This window comes from Microbacterium gawkjiense (genome assembly GCF_031932225.1).
In the GTDB taxonomy this organism is placed as follows: Bacteria; Actinomycetota; Actinomycetes; order Actinomycetales; family Microbacteriaceae; genus Microbacterium; species Microbacterium gawkjiense.
In genome coordinates this window covers 728,400-753,136 of record NZ_JAUZVV010000001.1, presented here as the reverse complement: position 1 = coordinate 753,136, position 24,737 = coordinate 728,400, and the positions used below count along the sequence as shown (strand labels likewise).

Annotated in this window: 24 protein-coding genes; 14 read left to right on the top strand and 10 right to left on the bottom strand. The window is 69.8% G+C overall.

Annotated elements, in window-relative coordinates; all coding sequences use genetic code 11:
• The first annotated feature begins 26 nt into the window (after nucleotides 1-26).
• The 5 genes from Q9S71_RS03655 to Q9S71_RS03635 all read left to right on the top strand — a co-directional run bounded on the left by Q9S71_RS03655 (nucleotide 27) and on the right by Q9S71_RS03635 (nucleotide 6,310).
• Nucleotides 27-1,316 (top strand): extracellular solute-binding protein, encoded by a 1,290-nt coding sequence (locus tag Q9S71_RS03655; RefSeq protein ID WP_311860567.1) that lies wholly within the window; start codon nucleotides 27-29, stop codon nucleotides 1,314-1,316.
• 1 nt (nucleotide 1,317) lies between these two features.
• Entirely contained in the window at nucleotides 1,318-2,301 is a 984-nt protein-coding gene (locus tag Q9S71_RS03650) for a carbohydrate ABC transporter permease (protein WP_311860566.1), read from the top strand.
• Nucleotides 2,298-3,137: a carbohydrate ABC transporter permease gene (locus Q9S71_RS03645; RefSeq protein WP_311860565.1), complete on the top strand. Its 840-nt coding sequence runs from the start codon at nucleotides 2,298-2,300 to the stop codon at nucleotides 3,135-3,137. Before Q9S71_RS03650 ends, Q9S71_RS03645 begins: the two co-directional genes overlap by 4 nt.
• 2 nt (nucleotides 3,138-3,139) lie before the next feature.
• Complete coding sequence (locus tag Q9S71_RS03640) at nucleotides 3,140-4,207, top strand: glycoside hydrolase family 130 protein (protein WP_311860563.1); 1,068 nt, start codon at nucleotides 3,140-3,142, stop codon at nucleotides 4,205-4,207.
• Between the two features lie 102 nt (nucleotides 4,208-4,309).
• Nucleotides 4,310-6,310, top strand: coding sequence for a hypothetical protein (locus Q9S71_RS03635; protein ID WP_311860562.1), 2,001 nt, complete (start codon nucleotides 4,310-4,312; stop codon nucleotides 6,308-6,310).
• 7 nt (nucleotides 6,311-6,317) lie between these two features.
• On the opposite strand, the gene Q9S71_RS03630 is transcribed toward Q9S71_RS03635, so the two are convergent.
• The gene (locus Q9S71_RS03630) at nucleotides 6,318-7,406 is read right to left on the bottom strand and encodes a DUF4192 family protein (protein ID WP_311860560.1); all 1,089 of its coding nucleotides are present in this window, start codon (nucleotides 7,404-7,406) and stop codon (nucleotides 6,318-6,320) included.
• 129 nt (nucleotides 7,407-7,535) lie between these two features.
• On the opposite strand from Q9S71_RS03630, the gene Q9S71_RS03625 reads away from it, so the two are divergent.
• From Q9S71_RS03625 to Q9S71_RS03615, 3 genes are read left to right on the top strand one after another with little or no spacing between them, the layout of a single operon-like run.
• Nucleotides 7,536-7,721 (top strand): hypothetical protein, encoded by a 186-nt coding sequence (locus Q9S71_RS03625; RefSeq protein WP_064003630.1) that lies wholly within the window; start codon nucleotides 7,536-7,538, stop codon nucleotides 7,719-7,721.
• Between the two features lie 42 nt (nucleotides 7,722-7,763).
• The gene (gene cls / locus Q9S71_RS03620) at nucleotides 7,764-9,233 is read left to right on the top strand and encodes a cardiolipin synthase (protein WP_311860559.1); all 1,470 of its coding nucleotides are present in this window, start codon (nucleotides 7,764-7,766) and stop codon (nucleotides 9,231-9,233) included.
• A 30-nt stretch (nucleotides 9,234-9,263) separates the two neighbouring features.
• Nucleotides 9,264-9,983, top strand: coding sequence for a hypothetical protein (locus Q9S71_RS03615; protein ID WP_311860557.1), 720 nt, complete (start codon nucleotides 9,264-9,266; stop codon nucleotides 9,981-9,983).
• A gap of 7 nt (nucleotides 9,984-9,990) precedes the next feature.
• On the opposite strand, the gene Q9S71_RS03610 is transcribed toward Q9S71_RS03615, so the two are convergent.
• Genes Q9S71_RS03610 through Q9S71_RS03600 form a run of 3 tightly spaced genes read right to left on the bottom strand, consistent with a single transcriptional unit; the run spans nucleotide 9,991 to nucleotide 11,554 of the window.
• Nucleotides 9,991-10,221, bottom strand: coding sequence for a helix-turn-helix domain-containing protein (locus Q9S71_RS03610; protein ID WP_311860556.1), 231 nt, complete (start codon nucleotides 10,219-10,221; stop codon nucleotides 9,991-9,993).
• Nucleotides 10,218-10,802, bottom strand: a complete 585-nt coding sequence (locus Q9S71_RS03605) for a hypothetical protein (RefSeq protein ID WP_311860554.1) — start codon at nucleotides 10,800-10,802, stop codon at nucleotides 10,218-10,220. The genes Q9S71_RS03610 and Q9S71_RS03605 overlap by 4 nt, the downstream gene beginning before the upstream one ends.
• Nucleotides 10,802-11,554: a hypothetical protein gene (locus Q9S71_RS03600; RefSeq protein ID WP_311860553.1), complete on the bottom strand. Its 753-nt coding sequence runs from the start codon at nucleotides 11,552-11,554 to the stop codon at nucleotides 10,802-10,804. Before Q9S71_RS03600 ends, Q9S71_RS03605 begins: the two co-directional genes overlap by 1 nt.
• A 221-nt stretch (nucleotides 11,555-11,775) precedes the next feature.
• Between Q9S71_RS03600 and Q9S71_RS03595 the strand changes: the two genes are divergently transcribed.
• Entirely contained in the window at nucleotides 11,776-14,301 is a 2,526-nt protein-coding gene (locus Q9S71_RS03595; RefSeq protein WP_253035648.1) for an ATP-dependent Clp protease ATP-binding subunit, read from the top strand.
• A gap of 53 nt (nucleotides 14,302-14,354) precedes the next feature.
• Here the strand turns inward: Q9S71_RS03595 and Q9S71_RS03590 are convergent, their stop codons facing one another.
• Entirely contained in the window at nucleotides 14,355-14,783 is a 429-nt protein-coding gene (locus Q9S71_RS03590) for a GNAT family N-acetyltransferase (RefSeq protein ID WP_311860551.1), read from the bottom strand.
• 128 nt (nucleotides 14,784-14,911) lie between these two features.
• On the opposite strand from Q9S71_RS03590, the gene Q9S71_RS03585 reads away from it, so the two are divergent.
• Nucleotides 14,912-15,403 carry a GNAT family N-acetyltransferase gene (locus Q9S71_RS03585; protein WP_311860549.1) on the top strand — a complete coding sequence of 164 codons (492 nt, stop codon included), beginning with the start codon at nucleotides 14,912-14,914 and terminating at the stop codon, nucleotides 15,401-15,403.
• Between the two features lie 102 nt (nucleotides 15,404-15,505).
• Here the strand turns inward: Q9S71_RS03585 and Q9S71_RS03580 are convergent, their stop codons facing one another.
• Genes Q9S71_RS03580 through Q9S71_RS03565 form a run of 4 tightly spaced genes read right to left on the bottom strand, consistent with a single transcriptional unit; the run spans nucleotide 15,506 to nucleotide 18,715 of the window.
• A complete protein-coding gene (locus tag Q9S71_RS03580; protein WP_311860547.1) occupies nucleotides 15,506-16,006 on the bottom strand; it encodes a hypothetical protein in 501 nt (166 codons plus the stop codon).
• Entirely contained in the window at nucleotides 15,990-16,808 is an 819-nt protein-coding gene (locus Q9S71_RS03575; protein ID WP_311860545.1) for a prolipoprotein diacylglyceryl transferase, read from the bottom strand. Before Q9S71_RS03575 ends, Q9S71_RS03580 begins: the two co-directional genes overlap by 17 nt.
• Before the next feature lie 3 nt (nucleotides 16,809-16,811).
• On the bottom strand, nucleotides 16,812-17,129 hold the full coding sequence (locus tag Q9S71_RS03570) for a hypothetical protein (protein ID WP_311860543.1): 318 nt from the start codon (nucleotides 17,127-17,129) through the stop codon (nucleotides 16,812-16,814).
• Complete coding sequence (locus tag Q9S71_RS03565; protein ID WP_311860541.1) at nucleotides 17,126-18,715, bottom strand: radical SAM protein; 1,590 nt, start codon at nucleotides 18,713-18,715, stop codon at nucleotides 17,126-17,128. Before Q9S71_RS03565 ends, Q9S71_RS03570 begins: the two co-directional genes overlap by 4 nt.
• Before the next feature lie 121 nt (nucleotides 18,716-18,836).
• Here Q9S71_RS03565 and Q9S71_RS03560 point away from each other — a divergent pair, with 121 nt between their 5' ends.
• The gene (locus Q9S71_RS03560; protein WP_311860540.1) at nucleotides 18,837-19,415 is read left to right on the top strand and encodes a P-loop nucleotide/nucleoside kinase family protein; all 579 of its coding nucleotides are present in this window, start codon (nucleotides 18,837-18,839) and stop codon (nucleotides 19,413-19,415) included.
• A gap of 153 nt (nucleotides 19,416-19,568) precedes the next feature.
• On the opposite strand, the gene Q9S71_RS03555 is transcribed toward Q9S71_RS03560, so the two are convergent.
• Nucleotides 19,569-21,113 carry an amino acid permease gene (locus Q9S71_RS03555; RefSeq protein WP_311860539.1) on the bottom strand — a complete coding sequence of 515 codons (1,545 nt, stop codon included), beginning with the start codon at nucleotides 21,111-21,113 and terminating at the stop codon, nucleotides 19,569-19,571.
• Nucleotides 21,114-21,272: 159 nt separating this feature from the next.
• Here Q9S71_RS03555 and Q9S71_RS03550 point away from each other — a divergent pair, with 159 nt between their 5' ends.
• From Q9S71_RS03550 to Q9S71_RS03540, 3 genes are read left to right on the top strand one after another with little or no spacing between them, the layout of a single operon-like run.
• Entirely contained in the window at nucleotides 21,273-22,628 is a 1,356-nt protein-coding gene (locus tag Q9S71_RS03550) for a glutamine synthetase family protein (protein ID WP_311860537.1), read from the top strand.
• Entirely contained in the window at nucleotides 22,609-23,379 is a 771-nt protein-coding gene (locus Q9S71_RS03545) for a gamma-glutamyl-gamma-aminobutyrate hydrolase family protein (RefSeq protein WP_311860536.1), read from the top strand. Before Q9S71_RS03550 ends, Q9S71_RS03545 begins: the two co-directional genes overlap by 20 nt.
• The gene (locus Q9S71_RS03540; RefSeq protein ID WP_311860534.1) at nucleotides 23,376-24,731 is read left to right on the top strand and encodes an aldehyde dehydrogenase family protein; all 1,356 of its coding nucleotides are present in this window, start codon (nucleotides 23,376-23,378) and stop codon (nucleotides 24,729-24,731) included. The genes Q9S71_RS03545 and Q9S71_RS03540 overlap by 4 nt, the downstream gene beginning before the upstream one ends.
• Nucleotides 24,732-24,737: the final 6 nt, after the last annotated feature.

Below are 24,737 nucleotides of genomic sequence, written 5' to 3'. Positions count from 1 at the left end.
ACAGACACGACACGAAGGAGAGAGACATGCGACGACGCATCCTCATCACGGCAGCAGCAGCCGCATCCGGTGTGCTCGCCCTCAGCGCCTGCAGCGGCGGAGGCGGCGGGGGCGGTGGTGACGACCTCGAATCCCGAGGCGACATCACCATCTGGTACTCGAACAACGAGGCCGAGATCGGCTGGGGCAAGGCGATGGTCGAGGCCTGGAACGCCGACCACCCCGACGAGCAGATCAAGGCCCAGGAGATCCCTGCCGGCGCCTCGAGCGAAGAGGTCATCGGCGCCGCCATCACGGCGGGCAACGCCCCGTGCCTTGTGTTCAACACCTCGCCCGCGGCGGTCCCCGGGTTCCAGCGGCAGGGCGGACTCGTCAACCTCTCCGAGTTCGAGGACGGCGACGAGTACATCACCGCGCGAAGCGGCGACCTCGCCGAGCAGTACCGCTCCGACGACGGCGACTTCTACCAGATGCCGTGGAAGTCGAACCCGGTCATGATCTTCTACAACAAGGACCTCTTCGAGAAGGCGGGCCTCGACCCCGAGAACCCGAAGCTGTCGAGCTACGACGAGTTCCTCGACACGGCCCGCACCCTCAAGGAGAAGGGTGTCTCGGAGTACGCGATCAACCCGGCTCCCACGAGCGAGTTCTTCCAGTCGTGGTTCGACTTCTACCCGCTGTACGCCGCGCAGACCGGCGGCACCCAGCTGCTCGAAGACGGCAAGGCCACGTTCGACGACGAGAACGGCAAGGCCGTCGCCGATTTCTGGCGCACGCTCTACGAGGAGCAGCTGGCCGGCAACGAGCAGTACCAGGGCGACGCGTTCGCCGACGGGTACGCCGCGATGGCGATCGTCGGCCCGTGGGCCATCAGCGTCTACGGCGACGCGATCAACTGGGGCTCGGTCCCCGTCCCCACCCAGGACGGCACCGCTCCCGAGGACACCTGGACCTTCAGCGACGCGAAGAACGTCGGCATGTTCACGGCGTGCGACAACAAGGGCACCGCATGGGACGTCCTGAAGTTCGCCACGAGCGAGGAGCAGGACGGCGCCTGGCTCGAGGCCACCGGACAGATGCCGCTGCGTCAGGACCTGACCGGCACCTACCCGGACTACTTCGCCGACAACCCCGCGTACCAGCAGTTCGGCGACCAGGCGGCCCGCACGGTCGAGGTCCCGAACGTCGTCGGCTCCGTCGAGATCTGGCAGGCGTTCCGCGACGGGTACTCGAAGTCGGTCATCTTCGGTGAGACCCCGGTCGACCAGTTCCTCTCCGACACGGCCGCCGAGGTCGACGAGCTGGCGGCGGGCTGAGATGACCGCCGTCGTCCCGGGTCGCGCCGGGTCCGATCCCGGCGCGACTCGCGGTGCTCCGCCGCAGAAGGACGGGCAGGATGCCGCGGGTCGCCGCGGCATCCTGCACCGGATCTTCGGCGCACAACCGCACGGTCTGCTCTTCTCGGCGCCGTACATCGCCTTCGTCCTGGTCGTCTTCGCGTACCCGGTGGTCTTCGCGGTGTGGATGTCGTTCCAGGACTACTTCTTCGCGGCTCCCGGCGCGGAGGTCGACCGTCCGTTCGTGGGGTTCGACAACTACGTCACGGCCCTCACCGACCCCGAGGTCTGGCGCTCGTTTGGCAACGTCGGGATCTTCCTGATCATCAACGTGCCGCTGACGGTGATCCTGTCGATCCTGCTGGCGACGGCGCTCGACCGGGTGACGAAGGCGCGGACCTTCTTCCGGGTGAGCTACTACGTGCCGTACGTCACGGCATCCGTCGCCGTCGTCGCGGTCTGGCTCTTCCTCTTCGCCCGCGGCGGACTCGTCAACAACGTGCTCGGGCCGCTCGCGCCCGACCCGTCGTGGCTCGTGAACTCGGCGCTCGCGATGCCGACGATCGCGTTCTTCGTCACGTGGAAGGGCCTCGGGTTCTACATCCTGCTCTACCTCGCGGCGCTGCAGAACGTGCCGCGCGAGCTCTACGAGTCGGTGTCCATGGACGGCGGAGGACGTCTGCGGCAGTTCTTCGCGGTGACAGTGCCGAGCGTGCGGCCGGCGACGCTCCTCGTCGTGCTTCTCGCCACCATCACCGGTGCGAACCTCTTCACCGAGCCCTATCTGCTGACCGGTGGCGGTGGGCCGAACGGCGCCTCGACGTCACCCGTGCTGCTCATGTACCAGCGTGGCATCGAGCAGCAGAACCCCGATGTCGCCGCCGCGATCGGCGTCGTCCTCATCGTGTTCGTGCTCGCCATCGCGGCGCTGCAGCGCAAGCTCGTGGGCGGTGAGGAGCGATGAAGCGGGCGCTCGGCTCGAAGATCGCGATGTACGTCGCGCTGTCGATCGGCGCACTCGCGTTCCTGTTCCCGTTCTTCTACATGATCGTCGGATCGCTGCAGACGAACGTCGACCCGACGCCGGCGGGCGCGTTCCCGAATCCGGCGAACCTCACCCTCGACAACTACGCCGCCATCAACGGGCGCATCGACCTGCTGCAGGGGCTCGCGAACTCGGGCATCTTCACCGGCGGCGTCATCCTCGGCACGATCGTGTTCGGTGTCCTCGCCGGCTACGCGCTCGCGGTGCTGCAGTGGCGCGGACGCGGGGCGACGTTCGCCCTGGCGCTGCTCGTGCAGGTCGTGCCGTTCCAGCTGCTGATGATCCCGCTGTACGTCATGATCGCGCGCGACTACGATCTCGCCGACAGCTACCTCGGCATGATCCTGCCGTTCTTCATCAACTCGACGGCGGTGATCATCTTCCGGCAGTACTTCCTGCAGCTGCCGAAGGAACTCTTCGACGCGGCGCGCATCGACGGCGCGGGCGAGTTCCGTCTGCTGTGGAACGTGGCGCTGCCGCTCGTCCGACCGGCGCTGCTGACGGTCGTGCTGCTGACTTTCATCGGACCGTGGAACGAGTTCCTGTGGCCGTTCCTCATCACGAAGGATGCCGCGATGCAGCCGCTCGCGGTCTCGCTGGCGAACTTCATCTCGAACATCGCGGCATCCACGGCCAACCCGTTCGGGGCGATGATGGCCGGCGCCGTCGTGCTGGCCGCCCCCGCAGTGGCGCTGTTCCTCGTGTTCCAGCGCTACTTCACCTCCAACGACCTCGGATCCGGAGTGAAAGGATGACCATGCCCGCCGAGACCCACGTCCCCTACCGCCTCACCCGAATGGGGGTCATCATGACCCCCGCGGACGGCGATCCGAACGAGGCCGAGGGGGTGCTCAACCCCGCCTCGGGCAGAGGCCCCGACGGCGAGCTCTACCTCCTGCCCCGGCTGGTCGCCGACGGCAACGTGTCGCGGGTGGGCCTCGCCCGTGTCGTGATCGAGGACGGCGTGCCCGTCGCGGTCGAGCGGCAGGGCGTCGTGCTCGAACCCGACCGCGGCTGGGAGCGCGGGGTCGGCAACGCCGGCGTCGAGGACCCCCGTGTCACCTGGGTCGAGACGCTCGGACTGCACGTCATGACCTACGTCGCCTACGGGCCGCTCGGTCCGCGCACCGCCGTCGCGGTGTCGAGCGACCTGCGGGAGTGGCGGCGGCTGGGGCCGGCGCTTTTCCGCTACCAGGACGACCTCGACATGGACCTCAACCTGTTCCACAACAAGGACACGGTGTTCTTCCCCGAGCCGGTCACGGCGCCGGACGGACGCGAGGCTCTCGCCGTGCTGCACCGGCCGATGTGGGACCTCGGCGAGACGAAGCCCGGTCAGGGCGTGCGCGTCCCGGCCGGGGTCGAGGACGAGCGGCAGTCGATCTGGATCAGCTACATCCCCCTCGACGCCGTCCGCGAGGACCTCTCAGCGCTCACCCTCTGGGAGCAGCACCGCTTCGTCGCGGGGCCGGAGTTCCCGTTCGAGGCGCTGAAGATCGGCGGGGGACCGCCGCCCCGCCGCATCCCCGAAGGATGGCTCGTCCTGCACCACGGGGTCACCGGGACGATCGACAGCGCCTTCTCGCAGCAGCAGAAGGTCAACTACGCCGCAGGCGCCATCATCCTCGACGCGAACGACCCGTCGAGGGTCGTCGCCCGCACTCCGAAGCCCCTGTTGGCCCCGGAGACCGACGACGAGCGCAGCGGGATCGTGCCGAACGTCGTCTTCCCGACCGCGATCGAAGAGGTCGACGGTCGCCTGTTCGTGTTCTACGGCATGGCCGATTCGAAGATCGGCGTCGCCCTGCTCGAACGCACCGACTGACCGCGTGCCGAGTGCAGGTTCAGCTGCTCATCGGCCGTCATGACGGCGGCCCGCACGGCTCCTGACCTGCACTCGGCACCGCACCCGAAAGGAACACCCTCCGTGAACACCTCCGCACAACGACGTGCGCGCACCCTCGGGCTCGCTGCTCTGGCCGCCGCCGCGCTGATCGTCCCGCTCGGTGCCACCTCCGCCGTCGCGGCCCCGGCATCCACCGCCGTGACGAACCTCGACCACCTCGACTTCCTGCTCGACGAGGCCACCCCGCCCGCGGACGTCGAGGGGCACAGCACCTACCGCCAGGACGAGGAGCCGACCCTCGTCCTGCCGTGGACCTATGCCGACGCCCGGGACGGCGGCACGTTCGAGCGGGTCGGCGGCGGTCCGCTCGACCCCGAGACCGGCTACTGGGGCCAAGGCGCCTACAACGCCGACGACGTGACCCGCGCCGCCGTCGTCTACACGCGTCACTGGGAGCTCACCGGCGACGACGACAGCCGCGAGAAGGCCTACGAGCTGCTCCGGTCGGTCGCCTACTTCCAGACGACGGAGGGACCGGATGCCGGCAACGTCGTCCTCTGGATGCAGCCCGACGGCACCCTGAACCCGTCGGCGGAACCCGTCGAACTTCCCGATCCGTCGGACAGCGGCCCCAGCTACTGGCTCGCGCGCACCCTGTGGGCGCTCGGCGAGGGGTATGCGGCGTTCGAGGACGAGGATCCCGAGTTCGCCGACTTCCTCGACGAGCGGCTCGACCTCTCGCTCGACGCCCTGAACCGTCAGGTGCTCTCGAAATACGGCCGGTGGGCGATGTCGGACGGCAAGCGGGTGCCCGCCTGGCTCATCGCGAACGGGGCGGATGCCTCGGCGGAGGCGGCGCTCGGACTCGCCGCCCGCGTCGAGGCCGGCCCCGACGGCAAGTCCGCGACGGCGCTGCGCCAGCTCGCCAAGGGCATCGCCGCGATGGCCGACGGCGGGGTGCGAGAGTGGCCGTACAGTGCCGTGCTGCCGTGGGTGGAGTCGCCGGCGATCTGGCACGCGTGGGGCTCGCAGATGCCCGCGGCGCTGGCCGAGGCATCCGTCGTCCTGCGCGATCGGTCGCTCGTGCGTCCCGCCGTCGCCGACGCGGCGACCTTCACGCCCACGCTGCTGACGGCGGGCGGTCCCGACAACGGCTGGAACCCGAGCCCCGTCGACCGGGTGCAGATCGCGTACGGCGCGGACTCGCGTGTGCAGTCGCTGCTCGCCGTCGCCGAGGCGACAGGATCGGACGGTTTCGCGCAGCTCGCCGCGATGCAGGCGGCGTGGTTCTTCGGCGCCAATCACGCCGGGCAGCGCATGTACGACCCCGCGACGGGGGTCACCCACGACGGGCTGCAGCCCGACGGGACGGTCAACCGCAACAGCGGCGCGGAGTCGACGATCCACGGTCTGCTGACGGCGATCGCGCTCGACGCCCATCCCGACGTGCGCGAGCGCGCCGTCGCCCTGACCGAGGTGACCGACCGCGAGGGTCTGTCGTTCGTTGAGGCCGAGGATGCGATCTCGACCACGGGCGAGATCGACACCCCGGACTCGTGGACCGGCGAGTCCAGCTGGTCGGGCGATCGGCTGACGCTGTCGCGAGGTGACTCGGCGGTCTTCGACCTCGCCGGGACCGGCGGCAACCGGTGGGTCGAACCGGTCGTGTGGTCGGAGGCGCGCGAGCGCACTGCCTCGACGTGGCGCGCCGGGCGGCTGCCGCTCGGCTCGCTGCAGCTCACCGGACCGGCGCAGGGCATCTCGCCGACGGCGGGCGCGATGCACCCGCACACGCTCACCCGCGCGCTCCCGAAGGGCGAGGACCGGCTGCGTGTCGACGTGTCGCGGGGCGACCTGCAACTCGACGGGCTGCTCGTGCGCCCGATCGTCTCGCGCCTCGAACTCGGCGGCGACGGCGAGGGCATGCTGCTCGTGCACTCCGCCGCGCGCACGCCGCAGCGGGTCTCGGTCGGCGCGGGCGACGTGTCGGTCTACGACGCGCGGGGCCGCGAGGTGCGGGTGCGCCCGGGCGGCGGCACCGTCACGCTCCCGGCCGGAGGGTTCGCGATCGTGGAACGCTGACGACCGCTCAGCGGCGGAACGCCCAGTCGGGCAGGTGCGAGGACTGCACGAAGCTCATGAGGATCTCGGCGAGCCCCAGTCGAGGATCGACCTCGAGAGCGGCAGCCGCGTACCTGCCCGCGTGCGTCGAGCGGCCGAGTGCCCACGCGAGCCACCCGGCCGTCGCGCAGGCGCCCGCTCGCTCGTCGGCCGGAAGGCGCGCGGCGACCTGACGCACGAGCTCGAGCGCTCGCAACAGGCGCTCAGGATCGGGACGCGGACCCTCGCCCCACAGGACCTCCGCGAGGTCGACGGGGTACTCCTCGCCGTCCTCCCACCGCCGTTGCGCGTCGAGAGCGTCGTCGCCGCGGTCCTGATCGCCCGACCACTGCACGATGGCGACGTCGCGCAGCGACGGCCGCGACAGGCACCACCCCACGACGGCGACGCGCATCGGGTCGAGGGCCGCGGCATCCCACTCGAGCATCTCCTCGTAGAGCGCGGGCAGATCGTCGAGCGCGCAGGCGGCCTGCAGAGCGGCCGGATCGACCCGCGCCTCGGCGCCGAGGGTCGACGGGATGCCGCACAGCACCGTGAGCGCCGACTCGAGCGATGCCAGCGCGGCCGCCGTACCGGCGACTTCGGCCGCGTCGACGAGCGGCAGGTCGGCACCCGACGACTGGTCCGACGCGGGCGCCCGGTGCTCGATCAGCGCGAGCGGATGACCGCCGCGCGGCGGCGTCGGTTCGAGGTGCGACCCCCAGCCGTCGGCGGCGACGGTGAGCGCATCGACGACGTCGAGGCCGCAAGCGCGGGCGGTCCGCCGCAGCGCTCCGATGAGATCCGCGCCGGGCAGCGCGGGGTCGGCGGACTCGTCCGTGTAGACGACGGCGACGAAGCCCTCCACGCCGGCGACGCGGCAGGCGAGCCCGACGACGGTCGAGGCGACCGCATCGAGGTCCGCGTCGTCCGGGGGAAGGTCGACGCGCATCACGCCGAGACTGCGCCCGGAGTGCAGGGGGATCACGACGAGGCTCTGCGTGGGCGTGTAGTCGAGCAGGCGCGGAACGAGGCGGAGCAGGTGTGCGGCATCGGCCGCGGCGACGATCGTGGACATGGGCCCAGCGTCCGACCCGAGCGGATGCCGGTGGCTGCTGCCCGCGCGGATTCGGGACGGACCGCGGATCCGGCTGCCTGGGGAGAAGGCCGTGCGCCCGGCCTCGGCCCGCGACATTACGATGGAGGGGTGGACGAGTACTGGGGTGCGGTGGTCTGGGGTCTGATCCCCACCATCGTCGTCGCAGGCCTGCTCGTCTTCGTGCTGCGCAGCATCCTTCGGATGGATCGCACCGAGCGCAAGGTCTACGCCAAGGTCGAGGCCGAGGAGCGCCGCCGTCGCGGCCTGCCGCGACCCGACGAAAACGCCGGTTGACGGGCCGAACGATAGGCTGAGCCCACAGTTCCGGGGGGCCGCGTGATCAGCATCAGCGTCGACTGGACGTGGACGTGGTGGATCGTCCTCGTCCTCGCGTTCGACATCTCCGTGCGTATCCTCGCGGTCTTCATCATTCCGCGGAACCGGCGCCCCACAGCGGCGATGGCGTGGCTGCTGGCGATCTACTTCATCCCGGTCATCGGCATCCTGCTGTTCCTGCTCATCGGCAACCCGCGCCTGCCGCGCAAACGACGCAAGCAGCAGGAGGCGATCAACCGGGCTTTCCGCGAAGCGAGCGAGGACCTCGACTTCGGCACGCTGCGTCCCGACGCGCCGGTCTGGTTCGAGCAGCTCGTGGGCCTCAACCGCAAGCTCGGCGCCCTGCCGATGGCGGGCGACAACGGCGCGCAGATCATCTCGGACTATCAGGGCAGTCTCGACACGATGGCGGCGGAGATCGACCGTGCGAGCCGATACGTGCACGTCGAGTTCTACATCCTGCAGTCCGACGGGGCGACCGACGAGTTCTTCTCGGCTCTCGAGCGGGCGACCGCTCGCGGGGTCACGGTTCGCGTGCTGCTCGATCACTGGGCGAACCGCTGGAAGCCGAACTACAAGGCGACGATCTCGCGCCTCGAGCGGATGGGTGCGCAGTGGCGGCTCATGCTGCCGGTGCAGCCGTTGAAGGGCAAGTACCAGCGCCCCGACCTGCGCAACCACCGCAAGCTCGTCGTGATCGACGGTGTCGTCGGCTTCATCGGGTCGCAGAACGTCACCGATCGCAGTTACAACCTGAAGACGAACCTGCGTCGCGGCCTGCAGTGGGTGGACATGATGGTCCGCGTCGACGGCCCGGTCGTGGCATCCCTCTCGGCGGTGTTCGTCTCGGACTGGTACGGCGAGACCGGTGAGGTGTTCGCGGTCGAGTCCGACTTCTCGACGGATGCCGGGACCGGCGACCTCGACTGCCAGATCGTCCCGAGCGGGCCCGGCTTCGAGTACGAGAACAACCTGAAGCTGTTCCTGAGTCTGATCTTCGGCGCGACGCGCAAGATCGTCATGGTCAGCCCGTATTTCGTGCCCGACGAGGGACTGCTGCTGGCGATCCAGACCGCGTGTCACCGCGGCGTCGAGGTCGAACTGTTCGTCTCGGAAGAGGGCGACCAGGCCATGGTCTATCACGCGCAGCGCAGCTACTACGAGCAGCTGCTCGCCACCGGCGTGAAGATCTGGATGTACAAGAAGCCCTACATCCTGCACTCCAAGTCGATGTCGATCGACGACGAGGTCGCCGTCGTCGGGTCGAGCAACATGGACATGCGCTCCTTCGGTCTCAACCTCGAGGTGACGATGCTCGTCCGCGGCGCCGAGTTCGTCGACCAGCTCCGCAACGTCGAGGACCTCTACCGCGGGATGTCGCGCGAACTGACGATCGAGGAGTGGGAGAAGCGCCCCATCCGCTCCGTGATCCTCGACAACCTGGCGCGGTTGACCTCCGCGCTGCAGTGAGACGTTCCGTCGGCTGTGGACACTTCTCGGGTGTCCACAACCGAGGAGGAGACCCACATGCGCACCCGACTGATCGTCGCGCTCGCCGGATCGTTCGTCGTCCTCGCCGCGCTCGCCGCGTGTGCGACGCCCGCCGCGGGTGATGCGGCCCCCGGGGGAGGGGCGGATGCGGTGGCGCCCGCGCCCCGCGTGGACGGCGGGTGGCTCGATGGGGGAGCGACCATCGGGGTCGTGACGTACGGCAGTTCGTCCTGCCGACCCGAGGTCTCGCAGGTGACGGAGGAGGACGGGGTGATCGTCGTCGCACTGCGCGAGCCCGCCGCGGATGCGTGCACGGACGACCTGGTGGCGCGCGCCCTCGAGGTGCCCGTGCCCGAGGGTGTCGATGCGAGTACCGACCAGCAGGTCCGCGTCGAACTCGAGGACGTCCGCACCGACATCGACCTGCCCGCCTACAGCGGCGGGCCCATCGAGGAGTTCGCGCCGTCCGCGTCGTGGATCGGCGACCGCGTGATCGCGCTCCGGACGTGGGGGTCGTCATCGTGCCTGCCCGTCGTCGAGGACACGCGGGTCGCGTCACCGGCATCTGTCGTCGTCCGCTTCGAGATCCCGCCCGCTGATCAGGTCTGCACGATGGACATGGCGCCACAGCTCACGCTCGTGCAGCTCGATCCCGACGCGGTGGTCGACCGCGATGCGACGCTGAGCTTCGGTGTGCTCGACGCGGCCGAGACGGTGCCGATCCGCTGACGCGGCTTCAGTCCGCGCGCACGAGCAGTTCGCCGACCTCGCAGTCGAGGGCGCGGCAGATCGCCGACAGGGTCGAGTACCTGATCGCGCGGGCGCGGTCGTTCTTGAGGATCGACAGGTTCACGACCGAGACGCCGACGATCTCCGACAGGCGCGTCAGCGTCATGTTCCGCTCCGCGAGCAGCTCGTCGAGTCGACAGTGGATGCCGGTGAGCTCGTCCTCCTCGGTGGGTGTCACACGAGTCCCTCGGTGTCGCGTTGCAGACGCTCGCCCTGCGCGAAGGCACCGGCCAGCACCGCCGCGGCGACGGCGGCGAGCAGGATCGGCAGCAGGGGCAGCAGATCGAGCATCGACAGCGTCTCGAATCGGATGCCGAGCGATTGCACGGCGTGCTGTCGACCCATCCCGTCGACGATCGGCCAGGCGAAGACCGCGACCGTCAAGGTGCCGGCGATGACTGCGAGCGCCCGCGTCGCGCCGCCCGTGAAGACACGACCCCGGCGCACGGCGAAGGCGACGCGCATGAGCGCCGCGGCCACGATCACTGCCGCGAGGGCGGCGATCAGCACCGCAGCGATCATCCACGCCCGTCCGCGCACCCCGAGGTCAGGTGCGCGGACGACGACCGCATCGACCGCGGCGCCGGCCGGGAGTCGGAGGGCAGCGGATGCCGCGTCGGCCCCGACCGTCACAGCGGGGCCCGCCGGGCTCACGATCTCGGTGATCCGATAGACCGCGACGGCCAGTGCCGCAGTAGAGGCGGCGACGCCGTAAAGGACGAGGTCGAGGGCGCCGGACGTGCGTGTCGTCGTGCTCATCACACGAGTCCCGTCACGTCGCGCTGGAGGCGGGAGCCGTAGCGGAAGAACGCGGCCAGAGCAGCGAGGCCGAGGCCGGCCGCGATCGGCCAGAAGGGGAAGGTGACGAGCACGGTAGGCTCCGGCACCCACGCCGCGAAGGGGTCCTCGATGCCGGGGATCTCCTGCCAATGCCGCCCCGTCGGTGCGAACACCTCCCACGACGCCATGCTCCCCGCGACATCCCCGAAGACCTGCGAGAGGACGCCGCCGGCGGTGACGGCGACGGCCGACACCGAAGCCATACGGGAGATCACGGGCGCGAAACCGCGTCCGGAGAGCAGGTGCCCGCAGGCGACGGCGACGAGGACAGCGATCGAGGCGGGCATGAGCCAGGCGGCGGTCTGGCCGATCGCCCACGTGATTCGTGCTCCGACGCTTAGGCCGTTGACGTCGAGCGTCACCGACTCGAAACCGCCGCCGATGCGTGTCGCCTCGGCCGGGTCGGCCCGGACGTAGCTCGGCAGTTCGGGCCAGAACTGGGTGATCGGCATCGTGATCGACACCGTGGGCGACAGGAGCACGACGAGAAGGGTGACGACAGCGCCCACGGCGGACACCCCTGCCCACACGATCGCGAGCACCTGCGTCACGCGGATCAGCGACGTGGGATCGCTTGACGTCCGTCGCTTCTCCACGGCCGCGAGGGCAGCCCCCAGGATGAGCACCCCGATGAGGATGACGGTCACCATGACGATGAAGTTGACGGTCACGTCACACCGACCCTTCTGTCTCGCGCTGCGGTCGCCGGGCGGCTTCCGGCCCGCCCGCCCCCCATAACGACATTCGTTGTTATCGAGAAACGTTATGCCCACGGATGCCGCGACCGCAAGCCTCGGCTTCGGTATGCCCACGGCGAACACGGGCATACCGGCATCCCGCCGTCGTTAGCCTCTACGTAAGACGCCGCCAGTGCGTCGAGTGGAGGTGGACGATGTTCGAGAGATTCACAGACCGTGCACGTCGTGTGGTGGTGCTCGCCCAGGAAGAGGCGAAGATGCTGAACCACAACTACATCGGCACGGAGCACATCCTCCTCGGCCTGATCCACGAGGGTGAAGGTGTCGCCGCCAAGGCCCTCGAGAGCCTCGGCATCTCGCTCGACGCCGTGCGCGAGCAGGTCCAGGACATCATCGGACAGGGGCAGCAGCAGCCGACGGGTCACATCCCGTTCACGCCGCGCGCCAAGAAGGTGCTCGAGTTGTCGCTGCGCGAAGCGCTGCAGCTGGGCCACAACTACATCGGCACCGAGCACATCCTGCTCGGGCTCATCCGCGAGGGTGAGGGTGTCGCCGCGCAGGTTCTCGTGAAGCTCGGCGCCGACCTGAACAAGGTGCGCCAGCAGGTCATCCAGCTGCTCAGCGGCTACCAGGGCAAGGAGCCCGCGGGTGTCGCGACCGGCGCCGGCGAGCAGGCCCAGGCCACCGCTCAGGGCGGCTCGGCGGTCCTCGACCAGTTCGGCCGCAACCTGACCCAGGCCGCGCGCGACAACAAGCTCGACCCCGTCATCGGGCGCGAGAAGGAGATCGAGCGCGTGATGCAGATCCTGTCGCGCCGCTCGAAGAACAACCCCGTCCTCATCGGTGAGCCCGGCGTCGGCAAGACCGCCGTCGTCGAGGGTCTCGCCCAGGCGATCGTCAAGGGCGAGGTGCCCGAGACGCTCAAGGACAAGCAGGTCTACTCGCTCGACCTCGGCTCGCTCATCGCCGGGTCCCGCTACCGCGGTGACTTCGAGGAGCGCCTGAAGAAGGTCACCAAGGAGATCCGCACGCGCGGCGACATCATCGTCTTCATCGACGAGATCCACACCCTCGTGGGTGCGGGTGCCGCCGAGGGCGCGATCGACGCCGCCAGCATCCTGAAGCCGCTGCTCGCCCGTGGTGAGCTGCAGACGATCGGTGCGACGACGCTCGACGAGTACCGCAAGCACTTCGAGAAGGATGCCGCGCTGGAGCGCCGCTTCCAGCCGATCCAGGTGGCCGAGCCGAGCCTGCCCCACGCGATCAACATCCTGAAGGGCCTGCGCGACCGCTACGAGGCGCACCACAAGGTGCAGATCACCGACGGCGCCATCGTCGCCGCGGCGAACCTCTCCGACCGGTACGTCTCCGACCGCTTCCTGCCCGACAAGGCCATCGACCTGATCGACGAGGCCGGCGCCCGCCTGCGCCTGTCGATCCTGTCGAGCCCGCCGGAGCTGCGCGAGTTCGACGAGAAGATCGCCAAGGTCCGCGAGGACAAGGAAGCCGCCAGCGAGGAGCAGGACTTCGAGAAGGCCGCCGCCCTGCGCGACGAGGAGAAGTCGCTCCTGGCGGAGCGCCTGCGCCTCGAGAAGCAGTGGCGCTCGGGTGACGTCGCGTCGCACGCGGTCGTCGACGAGGGTCTGATCGCCGAGGTCCTCGCTCAGGCCACCGGCATCCCGGTCTTCAAGCTCACCGAGGAGGAGACGAGCCGTCTCGTCTTCATGGAGAAGGCCCTGCACCAGCGCGTCATCGGTCAGGAAGAGGCCATCGCGGCCCTCTCCCGCACGATCCGCCGTCAGCGTGCCGGCCTCAAGGACCCGAACCGTCCGTCGGGCTCGTTCATCTTCGCCGGCCCCACGGGTGTCGGTAAGACCGAGCTCGCCAAGGCGCTCGCCGAGTTCCTCTTCGACGACGAGGGCGCCCTGATCTCCCTCGACATGTCGGAGTTCGGTGAGAAGCACACGGTCTCGCGACTTTTCGGTGCCCCTCCCGGATTCGTCGGGTTCGAAGAGGGCGGCCAGCTCACCGAGAAGGTGCGCCGCAAGCCGTTCTCCGTCGTCCTGTTCGACGAGATCGAGAAGGCCCACCCGGACATCTTCAACTCGCTGCTGCAGATCCTCGAAGAGGGCCGTCTGACCGACGGTCAGGGCCGTGTGGTCGACTTCAAGAACACCGTGATCATCATGACGACGAACCTCGGTTCGTCGGCGATCGCCGGTGGTCCGGTCGGCTTCCAGGTCGAGGGCAACTCGCAGACGACCTACGAGCGGATGAAGGGCAAGGTCGACGAGGAGCTGAAGCGTCACTTCAAGCCCGAGTTCCTCAACCGTGTCGACGACGTCATCGTCTTCCCGCAGCTGAACAAGGACGAGCTGCGCCAGATCGTGACGCTCTTCACCAAGCGCCTCAGCGAGCGTCTGCTCGACCGTGACATGACGGTGGAGCTGACGGATTCCGCGAAGGACCGCCTCATCGAGATCGGCTTCGACCCGACGCTGGGTGCCCGGCCGCTGCGCCGCGCGATGCAGCGCGAGGTCGAGGACCAGCTCTCCGAGCGGATCCTGCGCGGCGAGCTCAACGCCGGCGACCACGTGAAGGTCGACACCGAGAACGGCCGGTTCGTCTTCGCGACGACGCGCCAGGAAGGCCGCGAAGCGGTCGGCGTGGGAGCTGCAGGCGAGATCACCGCGAGCCCGGACATCATCGCCGGGTCGTAAGCGACCAGTGCGACAGGGGTCGGATGCCGAGAGGCATCCGACCCCTTCGTCGTTCAGGCGCGTCGCACCAGGAAGACGTCGACCTCGTCCTCGGTCTCGAGCGTGAAATCGTGCCGCTCGTACAGGCGGCGGGCGGGGCTGCCCTGCAGGACGTTGAGGCGCCAGGGGAGCGGGTGGTTCTCGGCAAGCGTCGCCTGCAGGATCTCCGTGCCGATTCCGGCGCCCTGGAGGTGTTCGGCGAGGTAGAAGTGCTCGAGCCAGGTGCCGTCGGACGTGGCGCGGACCGCGACCGACCCGGCATCCGCTCCATCCACGACGATGACGCGGGTGAGAGCCGGATCGAAGGCGTCGAGGAACCGCCGGCGCACGCGGGTCTCATCGTATCGGCCGAGGCGATCCAGGTCCGGGCGCAGGACCACGGCGCGCAGCTCGGCGATCCAGGTCGCGTCGTCGGGCGTCGAAGGGCGGAGGGTCCAGCGCATCCGTCCATTCAACCGCGGGCGTGCGTCAGCGGATGCCACGGATGTCGGGTGATCCCCGGCATCCGCGTCGCCGTGATCGGGGTGTCGCGTCGGATCCGTCGCCTCCGCGAGCGGGGGAGGATGGGGAGGTGCGCGACTCCGTGACCGTCCGCCCGGCAGATCTCGACGGGCCCGACCGGGCCGCGGTCGCCTCGATGCTGGCGGCGTATCACGCACAGACCGAGCGGGAGAAGGTCGAGCACGGGCTCGCCGAGCCCGGACCTCTGCCCGAGCGTTACGCGGTCGAGGTGCGCGATCCCGCGGCCTCCTTCGCCGGCGGCGAGGTGCTCGTCGCCGAGCGCGACGGAGCGGCCATCGGGATGGCAGTGATGCACCGCTCGGGGAGCGACGTCGAACTCAAGCGTCTGTGGGTCGCCCCCGCGGGGCGTCGGTCCGGTGCGGGGTCGGCCTTGCTGGCAGATGCCGCGGAGCGCGCACGCGCCCTCGGTGCGGCGGGGCTGCGCCTCTCGGTGTGGAACTGGCGTGCTGACGCGCTCGCGCTCTACGCGCGGGAGGGTCTCGTCGAGGCGCCGTCCTGGGAGTCGCGCGCACAGCTCGTGTGCTTGCGCCTTCCCCTCTGAGCCGCTGTCCGCGGATGCAACGGATGCCGGGCGACACCCGGCATCCGCGTGACGGTCATCGGGGTGTCGCGTCGGATCTGTTGCATCCGTGATCGGGCGGGATCAGGTGAAACCGCCGGGAGCGAGGAGCGCCACGCACGGGCCGAGGACGAGGATCCACGCGGCCGCGGTGACGATGAGGATGCCGGTGCCGATCGGGCGGGTGCGCGCGGAGAACATCAGCGCGGCGCCCACGATGGCGATGATCACGAACGGAGCGAGGAAGCCGACCAGCCCCGTGGAGATCAGCGCGATGGCGAGGAGGCCGCCGAGGACGTAGGCGCCGCATCCGATGCCTGTGCCGATGCCGACGCCGGCGCCGAAGCTCAGCCGCCGTGGTCCCGGGGGCTGCCCGTACCCGGGCGGCTCCGGCGAGATGCCCGGTGCGCCGGGGTGCGGCGGGGTCGGATAGGGCGGGCCGGCCAGCGGTGGCGTCGAGGAGGGCGGCCCGGCGGTGGGCTTGCCGGCCGGCGGACCCTGCGGCGCGCCCGCGGGCGGACCCGCCGGCGGGTCGGTAGGCGGCGTCGGGTCGGCGTCGTCGGGACGATCAGGTTCGGGGGACATCGGCGGCCATCCTTCCGATCGGTGGGGTGTCGTGCAGGGTGAGTCGTCCGCGCGAGACCATCCAGGCGAGGCGGACGAACAGCAGGGGGATCGTCACGGCGAGGAACAGCTGCGGCCTTGTGAGCCCGAGCCACGCGACCTCATTGCCGCGGACGAACTCGACGGCGAAACGGAACACGGCGTACGCCGCGATGTACAGCGTGAGGGTCTCGCCCGGAGCGATGGGCCGGTGCCGCAGCCAGAACCAGAGCACCGCGAAGGCGGCCGCATGGAAGACGATCTCGTACACGAAGCTCGGGTGCAGCGGCACGCCCGCGGGCGCCCCGACGCGCGCGGCCGCGGCCGGGTCGAGGACGATGCCCCACCCGGCGCCGGTCGGGGTCCCGGGTTGCTCGGTGAGGAGGCATCCGATCCGTCCGATCGCCATGGCCAGCGCGACGGCAGGCGCGAAGAGGTCGCCGGACCGGTCCGGGTAGCGCGCGATCCGCTTGGCGACGTGCACACCGAGCCACGCGCCAACGAGCGCCGACAGCATCGACGCGTTGCCGTAGGCGAGCTGATCGATGAGGGACAGGTTCTTCGACGGATCGAGGTGCTGCGCCCATGTTCCGAGCCGCGAGAGCACGGCGGCGCCGACGAGCGCGCCGAGCACGAGATAGGCGATGCGCGGGTCGGTCACCGCGCGGCGGCGCTTCTCGATGAGGAAGACGACCCCCGCGGCGAGCAGCCCGAGGCCCACGAACACGGCGTGCGTGTCGATCGGCGGCAGCCAGGGTGCGAGGTCGCTCAGCAGCGGGAACACGGGTCAGCCCAGCAGCCGCATCCAGAGCATGACCCACAGCGGGATCGCCGCCAGGGCGAGCACCTCGAGCACGCACAGGTAGGCCAGGACGAGCCGGGTGTCGCCGAGCTTGCAGCGCGAGCGCAGCAGTCCTGCGCGCCGGGCGCGCATGTACCCGGCGATCGCGACACCGGCGAAGACCGCAACCGCGAAAGGCCCCGTGACGGCAGCGATCACGGCGATCGTCGCGAAGACGCACAGCCTCAGGGGGTCGAACGGCGCGACCGGATCGGCGACGCTCTCGTCGCGCTGGTTGAGGTGCCCGAAGCCGGCCGCGCTCACGACACGCTCACCGGGATCTGCTGTCGACCGCCCGTCGCGGTCGACAGGCGGGTGCGGCCCAGGGGCGCCCACGCCTGCACAGCGCAGAACGGAGCGCACTGGTGCGCATCGGTCGACTCGTTGACGGTCGCCACGTGCACGCAGCACTGCGTGAGACGTTCCTCGATCATCGTGTTGATGTCCATGAACGGCTTCACGGTGATCCGCAGCACCCGCTCGCCCATCATCTTCCGCAGACGCGCGTGCTGGCCCGGCAGCTTCGACGCGGCCAGGGTGGCGAGCGTCCCGATGCCGAGGTCGCAGTTCTGGCAGATGTCCCGCCAGATCGAGCTCATGGACGGATGCGACAGCGACGACTGCTCGCTCAGCAGGTCGAGAAGCGACCCCTTCACCACCTCGCGGATCGCCTTGTTGACGTTGCTGTCGGCGATGCGGTTGGCGATCATGTCGGGCTGCAGGTCGAGGAAGTCCTTCAACCGCTCGTGCCCGATGAGCCCGACGAGCGACTTCCAGTCGCCGGCATCGTCCTTGAGCAGGTAGCCGACCGAGCAGCAGTGCGGGTGGCTGCACGGCAGCGCCGTGAGGTCGCGCCACGTGACCTCGCCGTCCGTCTGCGGGCCGAGCCGGTTCAGCACACCCGTGTGCGTGAGACGGTCGTTCGGGTCGACGCCCGACGAGCGCCCCGAGCCGAACACCGGCTGGATCGTCACGCCGCCGACGAACGGCGTCGCCATCGCGCGGCGGATCACCGCGCCGATCTCGCCGTCGTTGACCCCGAGGGTCGCCGTCATCGTGAGGGTGGTGAACACCCCGGCATCCGACAGCCGTTCGATCGCGCGTTCCTTGAACCGGCGGATGTCGGCGCCGCGGTGGAAGGCGGATGCCGCGGCCGACTCGCCGTCGTACTGCAGGTAGACCTCGACCCGCTCACGGTGCTTCTTGAGCACCTCGACGAAGGCGTCGTCCTGCGCGATGCGGAGACCGTTCGAGTTCAGCAGGATGCGGACGATCGGCCGGGCGACGAGATGCTCGAGGAGCTGTTCGAGCCACGGATAGAGGGTCGGCTCACCGCCCGACAGCATCAGCACGTCGATGCGATTGTTCTCCTTCGCGAGCCGCGCGTCGACCGACGCGAGCACCTCGGCCAGCGGCGCAACGGCAGAGGCCGCGGGGCTCGATTCCGCGAAGCAGGTGGGGCACCTGAGGTTGCAGTGGTCGAGTAGATCCTCGAGGAGGATGCAGGTGTGCTGGGTCTGCATCTGCGGCAGACCGTCCTCGTAGGCCGAGGGCACCGGCTTGAAGTTGCCGGTCGTGTCGGGACCGTGCACCTTCGTCGGCGCGGTCCACTGCTCGAGATAGGTGAGGATCTCGGCCGACTCGTCGTAGAGCGTACGCACGAGGCCGTGGTCGGGGCATCCGCGTTCCAGCCAGACCGTGCCGTCTCGGTCGGCGAGCCACCCCGACAGCCGGCGCACCTCGCTCAGCGGACGGTCCGGGTCCTCCTCGTGGCACGTCGGGCAGAACGCGTTCACGTAGCGGTGGATCCGATAGTCGCGCAGGGGCATCCCCGCTCCGGCGTGGCTCATGCCCACACCCTAGTCCCGGGCTCGGCAGGGTCCAGGGGTGGCCCGCGTTCACCGGCTGACCCGCGTCAGCGGATGCAATGGATGCCGGGCGACACCCGGCATCCGCGTCGCCGTCACCGGCGTGTCGCACGCGATCCATTGCATCCGCGAACACGGCCGGGGCGTAAGCGAGGATGGGGCCATGCTCATCGTCATGGCAGGGTTGCCCGCGTCGGGGAAGAGCGCGCTGGCCGAGCGGATCGCCGGCGAGTTGAGCTGCGCGATCCTGTCGGTCGATCCCATCGAGTCCGCGCTGTGGCGTGCCGGCATCGACCGCGACCAGCCGACGGGGCTCGCGGCGTACGTCGTCGCCGAGGATCTCGCGCGCGAGCAGCTCCGCATCGGCTGTGACGTCATCATCGACGCGGTCAACGATGCCGAACTCGCCCGGAACCAGTGGCGGTCGCTGGCCGCTGAGCAGAAGGTTCCGGTCGCGTTCGTCGAGGTGGTCTGCTCGGATCCGGACGAGCACCGCCGCCGCCTCGAGACCCGACGACGCCCCCTCGAGGGCTTCGCCGAGCCAACCTGGGATGACGTGCGGGCGCGAACGTCGGGCTTCGACGGATGGAGCGACGAACGGATCACCGTCGATTCGATGCGGACCCTAAACGAGAACCTGACGCGGACGGTTGAGTACCTCCGGGGCTTCGGGGCTCGCTGACCCGCGTCAGCGGATGCAACGGATGCCGGGCGACACCCGGCATCCCCGGTCCCGTCGTCGGCGTGTCGCGTCGGATCTGTTGCATCTGTGGACGCGGCCGGACGTGCGAACGGACCGGGTGCGCCCTCAGCAGCACCCGGCCCGTCCGGTCTTTCAGGAGCGGCGGTCTCCGAAGACGTCCTTCTCCATGGCGTCGTAGCCCTCGCGCTGCGGGTCGCGATGCAGGCCGCCGGAGAGCGCGTACTCCTCCTCGGGCGAGAGGATGAGGCGCTTTCGGCCATAGACGGCGAAGCCGATGAAGATCACGACGTAGACGACGATGATCGCGACGATCGCGAGGAGGAACGTCGGGTTGAACAGCAGACCGACGAACACGATCGCCGCGATGATAGCGGCCGAATAGGCCCCGAACAGTCCCCACGGGCTCTTGTACGGACGTTCGGCGTTCGGGAACTTCCGACGCAGGATGATGAACGACACCATCTGCAGGAAGTACGCGAGCACCGCGCCCCACACGGCGATGTTCAGGACGATCGCACCGGCCGGGCTGGTGTCGCCGCCGGCGGCCTGCAGGATGACGAGCGCGATGAAGCCCAGCACGGCACCGAAGGTGAGCGCCACCCACGGCGTCTGGCGCTTTCCGGTGAGCGAGAGCCACCGCGGGTAGTAGCCCGCTCGCGACAGCGAGTACATGTTGCGGCCGTAGGCGAACATGATGCCCATGAGCGAGGCGAGCAGACCGATGAGCGCGAGCAGCGACAGGATCGCGGCGGCCTGCGGCGGCAGGAACGCCTTGAATCCGTCGAGGAGCGGCTCGACCGACGTGCCGGTCGCCTCCGCCCCGAGGACTCCGGTGTTGAGGAACAGCACGATCAGGCCGGTGACGATGAGGGTTCCGCGCGCCCACAGGCCGGCGCGCGGGATGTCGCGGGCCGGGTTGTGCGACTCCTCCGCGGCCAGGGGCAGCTCCTCGATGCCGAGGAAGAACCACATGGCGAACGGCAGCGCGAACAGGATCGCCCCGATGCCCTCGGGCAGGAACGTCGATGCGCCGAACGCGTCGGGGTTCGGGGCCATGTCCCACAGCGACGCCCAGGAGAAGGCGCCGGAGACGAGGGCCATCACCCCGAAGACCACGATGATGCCGATCGAGATGATCGACACGATGATCGCGAACCGGAACGAGACCGCCGCGCCCGCGGCGTTCAGGCCGATGAACAGGACGTAGAGGACGACCCACCACAGCCACGCCGGCAGGCTGATCCCGGTCAGCAGCTCGAGCGCCTGATTCGCATACGAGCCCGAGAAGTAGACGACCACCGCGGTCGTCGCGACGTACTCGATGGTCTCGGCGAGGCCTGTCGCGAGCCCTCCCCACGGGCCCATCGCCGAGCGCGAGAACGAGTAGGCGCCGCCGGTGTGCGGCATGGCGGCGGCCATCTCGCCGATCGAGAAGGTCAAGCCGTAGTACATGAGCACGAGCACGGCGAAGGCGATGAGCATGCCGCCGAAGCCGGCGAAGTCGATGCCGAAGTTCCAGCCCGAGAAGTCGCCCGAGATGACGGCGGCGACCGCGAGACCCCAGAGGCCCCAGACTCCCGCGGAGCGCTTCAGCGTGCGTTTCTCGAAGTAGCCGTCCTCGGCTCGGGCGTAACGGACGCCGCCCGTCGTGGTCGGAGTGGTGCTCGGATTCGTCATGAGACCTCCTGGCTGCGGTCGGCGCGCAGCGCGCCGTCGGGTCGGCGCGCTGGCTCACGCCTTGCGGAAGAGTGTGGCGTCTATTGGTATGCCGTGTCTACCTTTGGCATGTAGCGTTCTTGTGACAGACCCGACCAGCGCACGACGGAAGGATGACGGATGCCCGGAAATCTGACGGTGGACGAGCTCGCCGACGCGATCGCGAAGGACGAGATCGACACGGTGATCGTCGCCTTCCCCGACGCCCAGGGGCGCCTCGTCGGCAAGCGCGTCGCGGGACGGTTCTGGCTCGACGAGGTCGCGGGCCACGGCGCCGAGGTGTGCGACTACCTGCTCTCGGTCGACGTCGATGTGAACACGATCGACGGCTACGCGATGTCGGGCTGGGACAAGGGCTACGGCGACCTCGTGCTGCGCCCCGACATGTCCACCCTCCGCCGCATCCCGTGGCAGGCCGCCACGGCGCTCGTCATGGCGGACCTCGAGTACGTGCGCGGCGGCGCGGTGATCCAGTCGCCGCGCGGCATCCTCAACGCGCAACGTCAGCGCCTCGCCGACCGTGGCCTCGTCGCCTACTCAGGCACGGAACTCGAGTTCATCGTCTTCGACGACTCGTTCCGGGATGCCTGGGCGAAGCGCTATGTCGGACTGCAGGCATCCACCGACTACAACGTCGACTACAACCTGCTCGCCACGACCCGTCTCGAACCCCTGCTGCGCGACATCCGCCGCGGCATGGAAGGTGCGGGGCTCTACTGCGAGGGCGTGAAGGGCGAGTGCCACGACGGCCAGCAGGAGATCGCGTTCCGCTTCGCCGAGGTGCTCGAGACCGCCGACCAGCACACGATCTACAAGAACGGCGCGAAGGAGATCGCCGACGCGCACGGCAAGTCGCTGACCTTCATGGCGAAGTTCGACCAGCGCGAGGGCAACAGCTGCCACATCCATCTGTCGGTCCGGGGTGAGGACGGCGAGGCCGTCATGGCGGGCGACGGCGAGCACGGCTTCAGCCCGCTCACGGAGCACTGGATCGCCGGCATCCTCGCCACCCTCCGCGAGTTCACGCTGCTCTACGCACCCACGATCAACTCGTACAAGCGGTTCGCGAAAGGGTCGTTCGCGCCGACCGGCATCGCGTGGGGCGTCGACAACCGCACCTGTGCGCTGCGCGTCGTGGGAAAGGGCTCGTCCCTGCGCGTCGAGAACCGCGTGCCCGGCGGCGACGTGAACCCGTACCTCGCCATCTCGGCGATCATCGCCGGCGGCCTCCACGGCATCGAGAACGAGCTTCCGCTGCCGGCGCCGCTCACCGGCAACGCCTACGACTCCGACGTCGAGCACCTGCCGAAGACGCTCCGCGAAGCGGCGGACCTCTTCGAGAAGTCCGAGATCGCGCGCGCGGCGTTCGGCGAGGACGTCGTCGCCCACTACCTGCACCAGGCGCGTGTCGAGGTCCTCGCCTACGACGCCGCCGTGACCGACTGGGAGCGCATCCGTGGCTTCGAACGTCTCTGATCCCGCGGGCGGCCGCCGCCCCGTCATCGGACTCACCACCTACCTCGAGCGGGCGGTGCAGGGCGTCTGGGACGTCCGCGCCAGTTTCCTGCCGCAGCAGTACTTCGACGCCGTGACCGCGTCGGGCGGGGTCGCGGTCCTGCTGCCGCCGCAGCCGTCCGCGAAGGCGGCGGCCGAGGTCGTGCTCGACGGCCTCGACGGGCTGATCCTCACCGGCGGGCTCGACGTGCAACCCGAGCTGTACGGTGCGGAGCGGCATCCGCTCACCGACCCTGCCCGCGCGGACCGCGACGAGTGGGAGCTCGCCCTGCTCGCCGGCGCGCGCGAGCGCGGCATGCCCGTGTTCGGCATCTGCCGCGGTCTGCAGCTCATCAACGTCGCCTACGGCGGCACGCTGCACCAGCACCTGCCCGAAGCCCTCGGCACCGAGCGCTACAAGATCGGCGGCGGCGTCTTCGCCGAGAACACGGTCGACGTGGATGCCGAGACGACACTCGCCGGACTCATCGGCGCCGGCCCCTACACGGTGCACAGCTACCACCACCAGGGCGTCGACCGCCTCGGCGAGGGACTCGTCGTCACGGCTCGCACCGACGACGGGCTCGTGCAGGCGTTCGAGGCGCCCGGAGACGACTACCTCGTCGCGGTGCAGTGGCACCCCGAGGAGAACTCCGCCGACCGGCGCCTGTTCCTGGGGCTGGTCGCCGCGGCCGACGCGTACGCCGCCTTGCACCGGGGGGTCGCCGCGTGAGCGCCTTCACCGTCCTGAACCCGGCCACCGGCGCCGCCGTCCGCGACGTCGACCTCGCCTCGGTGGAGCAGACGGATGCCGCGATCGCGCGCGCCGTCCGCGCCCAGCGCACGTGGGCCGACCTCGCCCCCGTCGCCCGCGCCGACGCCCTGCGTCGGTTCGCCGGTGTAGTGGAGGCCCACGTCGAGGAGCTCGCGCAGCTCGAGGTGCTCGAGGCGGGGCATCCGATCTCGTCCGCGCGGTGGGAGGCGTCCCACGTCGCGCAGGTCCTGAACTACTACGCGGGAGCACCGGAACGCCTGATCGGCAGCCAGATCCCCGTCGCCGGCGGACTCGACGTGACCTACCACGAGCCGTACGGCGTCGTCGGGATCATCGTGCCGTGGAACTTCCCGATGACGATCGCGTCGTGGGGCTTCGCGCCCGCGCTGGCCGCCGGCAACGCGGTCGTCCTGAAGCCGGCCGAGCTCACCCCGCTCACCGCGATGCGCCTCGGCGACCTCGCGGTCGAGGCGGGCCTGCCCGAGGGGGTGTTCACCGTCATCCCCGGTGCGGGTCCCGTCGTCGGCGAACGGTTCGTGACGCATCCCGATGTCCACAAGGTCGTCTTCACCGGTTCGACGCGGGTGGGCGCCCAGGTCGCCGCGGGCTGCGCGCGCGAGCTGAAGCCTGTCACGCTCGAGCTCGGCGGCAAGAGCGCGAACATCGTCTTCGCCGACGCCGACCTCGAGGCCGCCGCCGCAGCGGTCCCCGGCTCGGTGTTCGACAACGCGGGGCAGGACTGCTGCGCCCGCAGCCGGCTGCTCGTCGAGCGGTCGGTGTACGACCGGTTCCTCGAGCTCGTCGAACCCGCCGTCGCCGCCTGGCGCGTGGGTGATCCGAACGACGAGTCGACCGAGATGGGGCCGCTCATCTCCGCCGCGCAGCGCGACCGCGTCGCCGGGTACGTCGACGGGGCCGACGTCGCGTTCCGCGGGACCGCGCCGGAGGGTGACGGATTCTGGTTCGCGCCGACCGTCGTGCTCGCCGGGCGAGGCGACCGCATCGCGAAGGAAGAGGTCTTCGGACCCGTCGTCGCCGTGCTGCCCTTCGACGACGAAGCCGACGCGATCGCCCTCGCCAACGACACCGTCTACGGGCTCGCGGGCTCGATCTGGACGCGCGACCTGGGGCGCGGCATCCGTGTCTCCCGGGGCGTGCGCAGCGGCGTGCTGTCGGTCAATTCCCACTCCTCGGTCCGTTATGCGACCCCGTTCGGCGGCATGAAGGCCTCGGGCCTCGGCCGCGAGCTCGGACCCGACGCGGCCGAGCACTTCACCCAGACCAAGAACGTCTTCTACGCCACCTCCTGACCCGGA

Excerpts from the sequence above, each read along its gene's own strand:
- Q9S71_RS03655 (WP_311860567.1), top strand. The coding sequence starts at position 27 with ATGCGACGACGCATCCTCATCACGGCAGCAGCAGCCGCATCCGGTGTG.
- Q9S71_RS03650 (WP_311860566.1), top strand. The coding sequence starts at position 1,318 with ATGACCGCCGTCGTCCCGGGTCGCGCCGGGTCCGATCCCGGCGCGACT.
- Q9S71_RS03645 (WP_311860565.1), top strand. The coding sequence starts at position 2,298 with ATGAAGCGGGCGCTCGGCTCGAAGATCGCGATGTACGTCGCGCTGTCG.
- Q9S71_RS03640 (WP_311860563.1), top strand. The coding sequence starts at position 3,140 with ATGCCCGCCGAGACCCACGTCCCCTACCGCCTCACCCGAATGGGGGTC.
- Q9S71_RS03630 (WP_311860560.1), bottom strand. The coding sequence starts at position 7,406 with ATGTCCACGATCGTCGCCGCGGCCGATGCCGCACACCTGCTCCGCCTC.
- Q9S71_RS03605 (WP_311860554.1), bottom strand. The coding sequence starts at position 10,802 with ATGAGCACGACGACACGCACGTCCGGCGCCCTCGACCTCGTCCTTTAC.
- Q9S71_RS03595 (WP_253035648.1), top strand. The coding sequence starts at position 11,776 with ATGTTCGAGAGATTCACAGACCGTGCACGTCGTGTGGTGGTGCTCGCC.
- Q9S71_RS03590 (WP_311860551.1), bottom strand. The coding sequence starts at position 14,783 with ATGCGCTGGACCCTCCGCCCTTCGACGCCCGACGACGCGACCTGGATC.
- Q9S71_RS03580 (WP_311860547.1), bottom strand. The coding sequence starts at position 16,006 with ATGTCCCCCGAACCTGATCGTCCCGACGACGCCGACCCGACGCCGCCT.
- Q9S71_RS03565 (WP_311860541.1), bottom strand. The coding sequence starts at position 18,715 with ATGAGCCACGCCGGAGCGGGGATGCCCCTGCGCGACTATCGGATCCAC.
- Q9S71_RS03555 (WP_311860539.1), bottom strand. The coding sequence starts at position 21,113 with ATGACGAATCCGAGCACCACTCCGACCACGACGGGCGGCGTCCGTTAC.
- Q9S71_RS03550 (WP_311860537.1), top strand. The coding sequence starts at position 21,273 with ATGCCCGGAAATCTGACGGTGGACGAGCTCGCCGACGCGATCGCGAAG.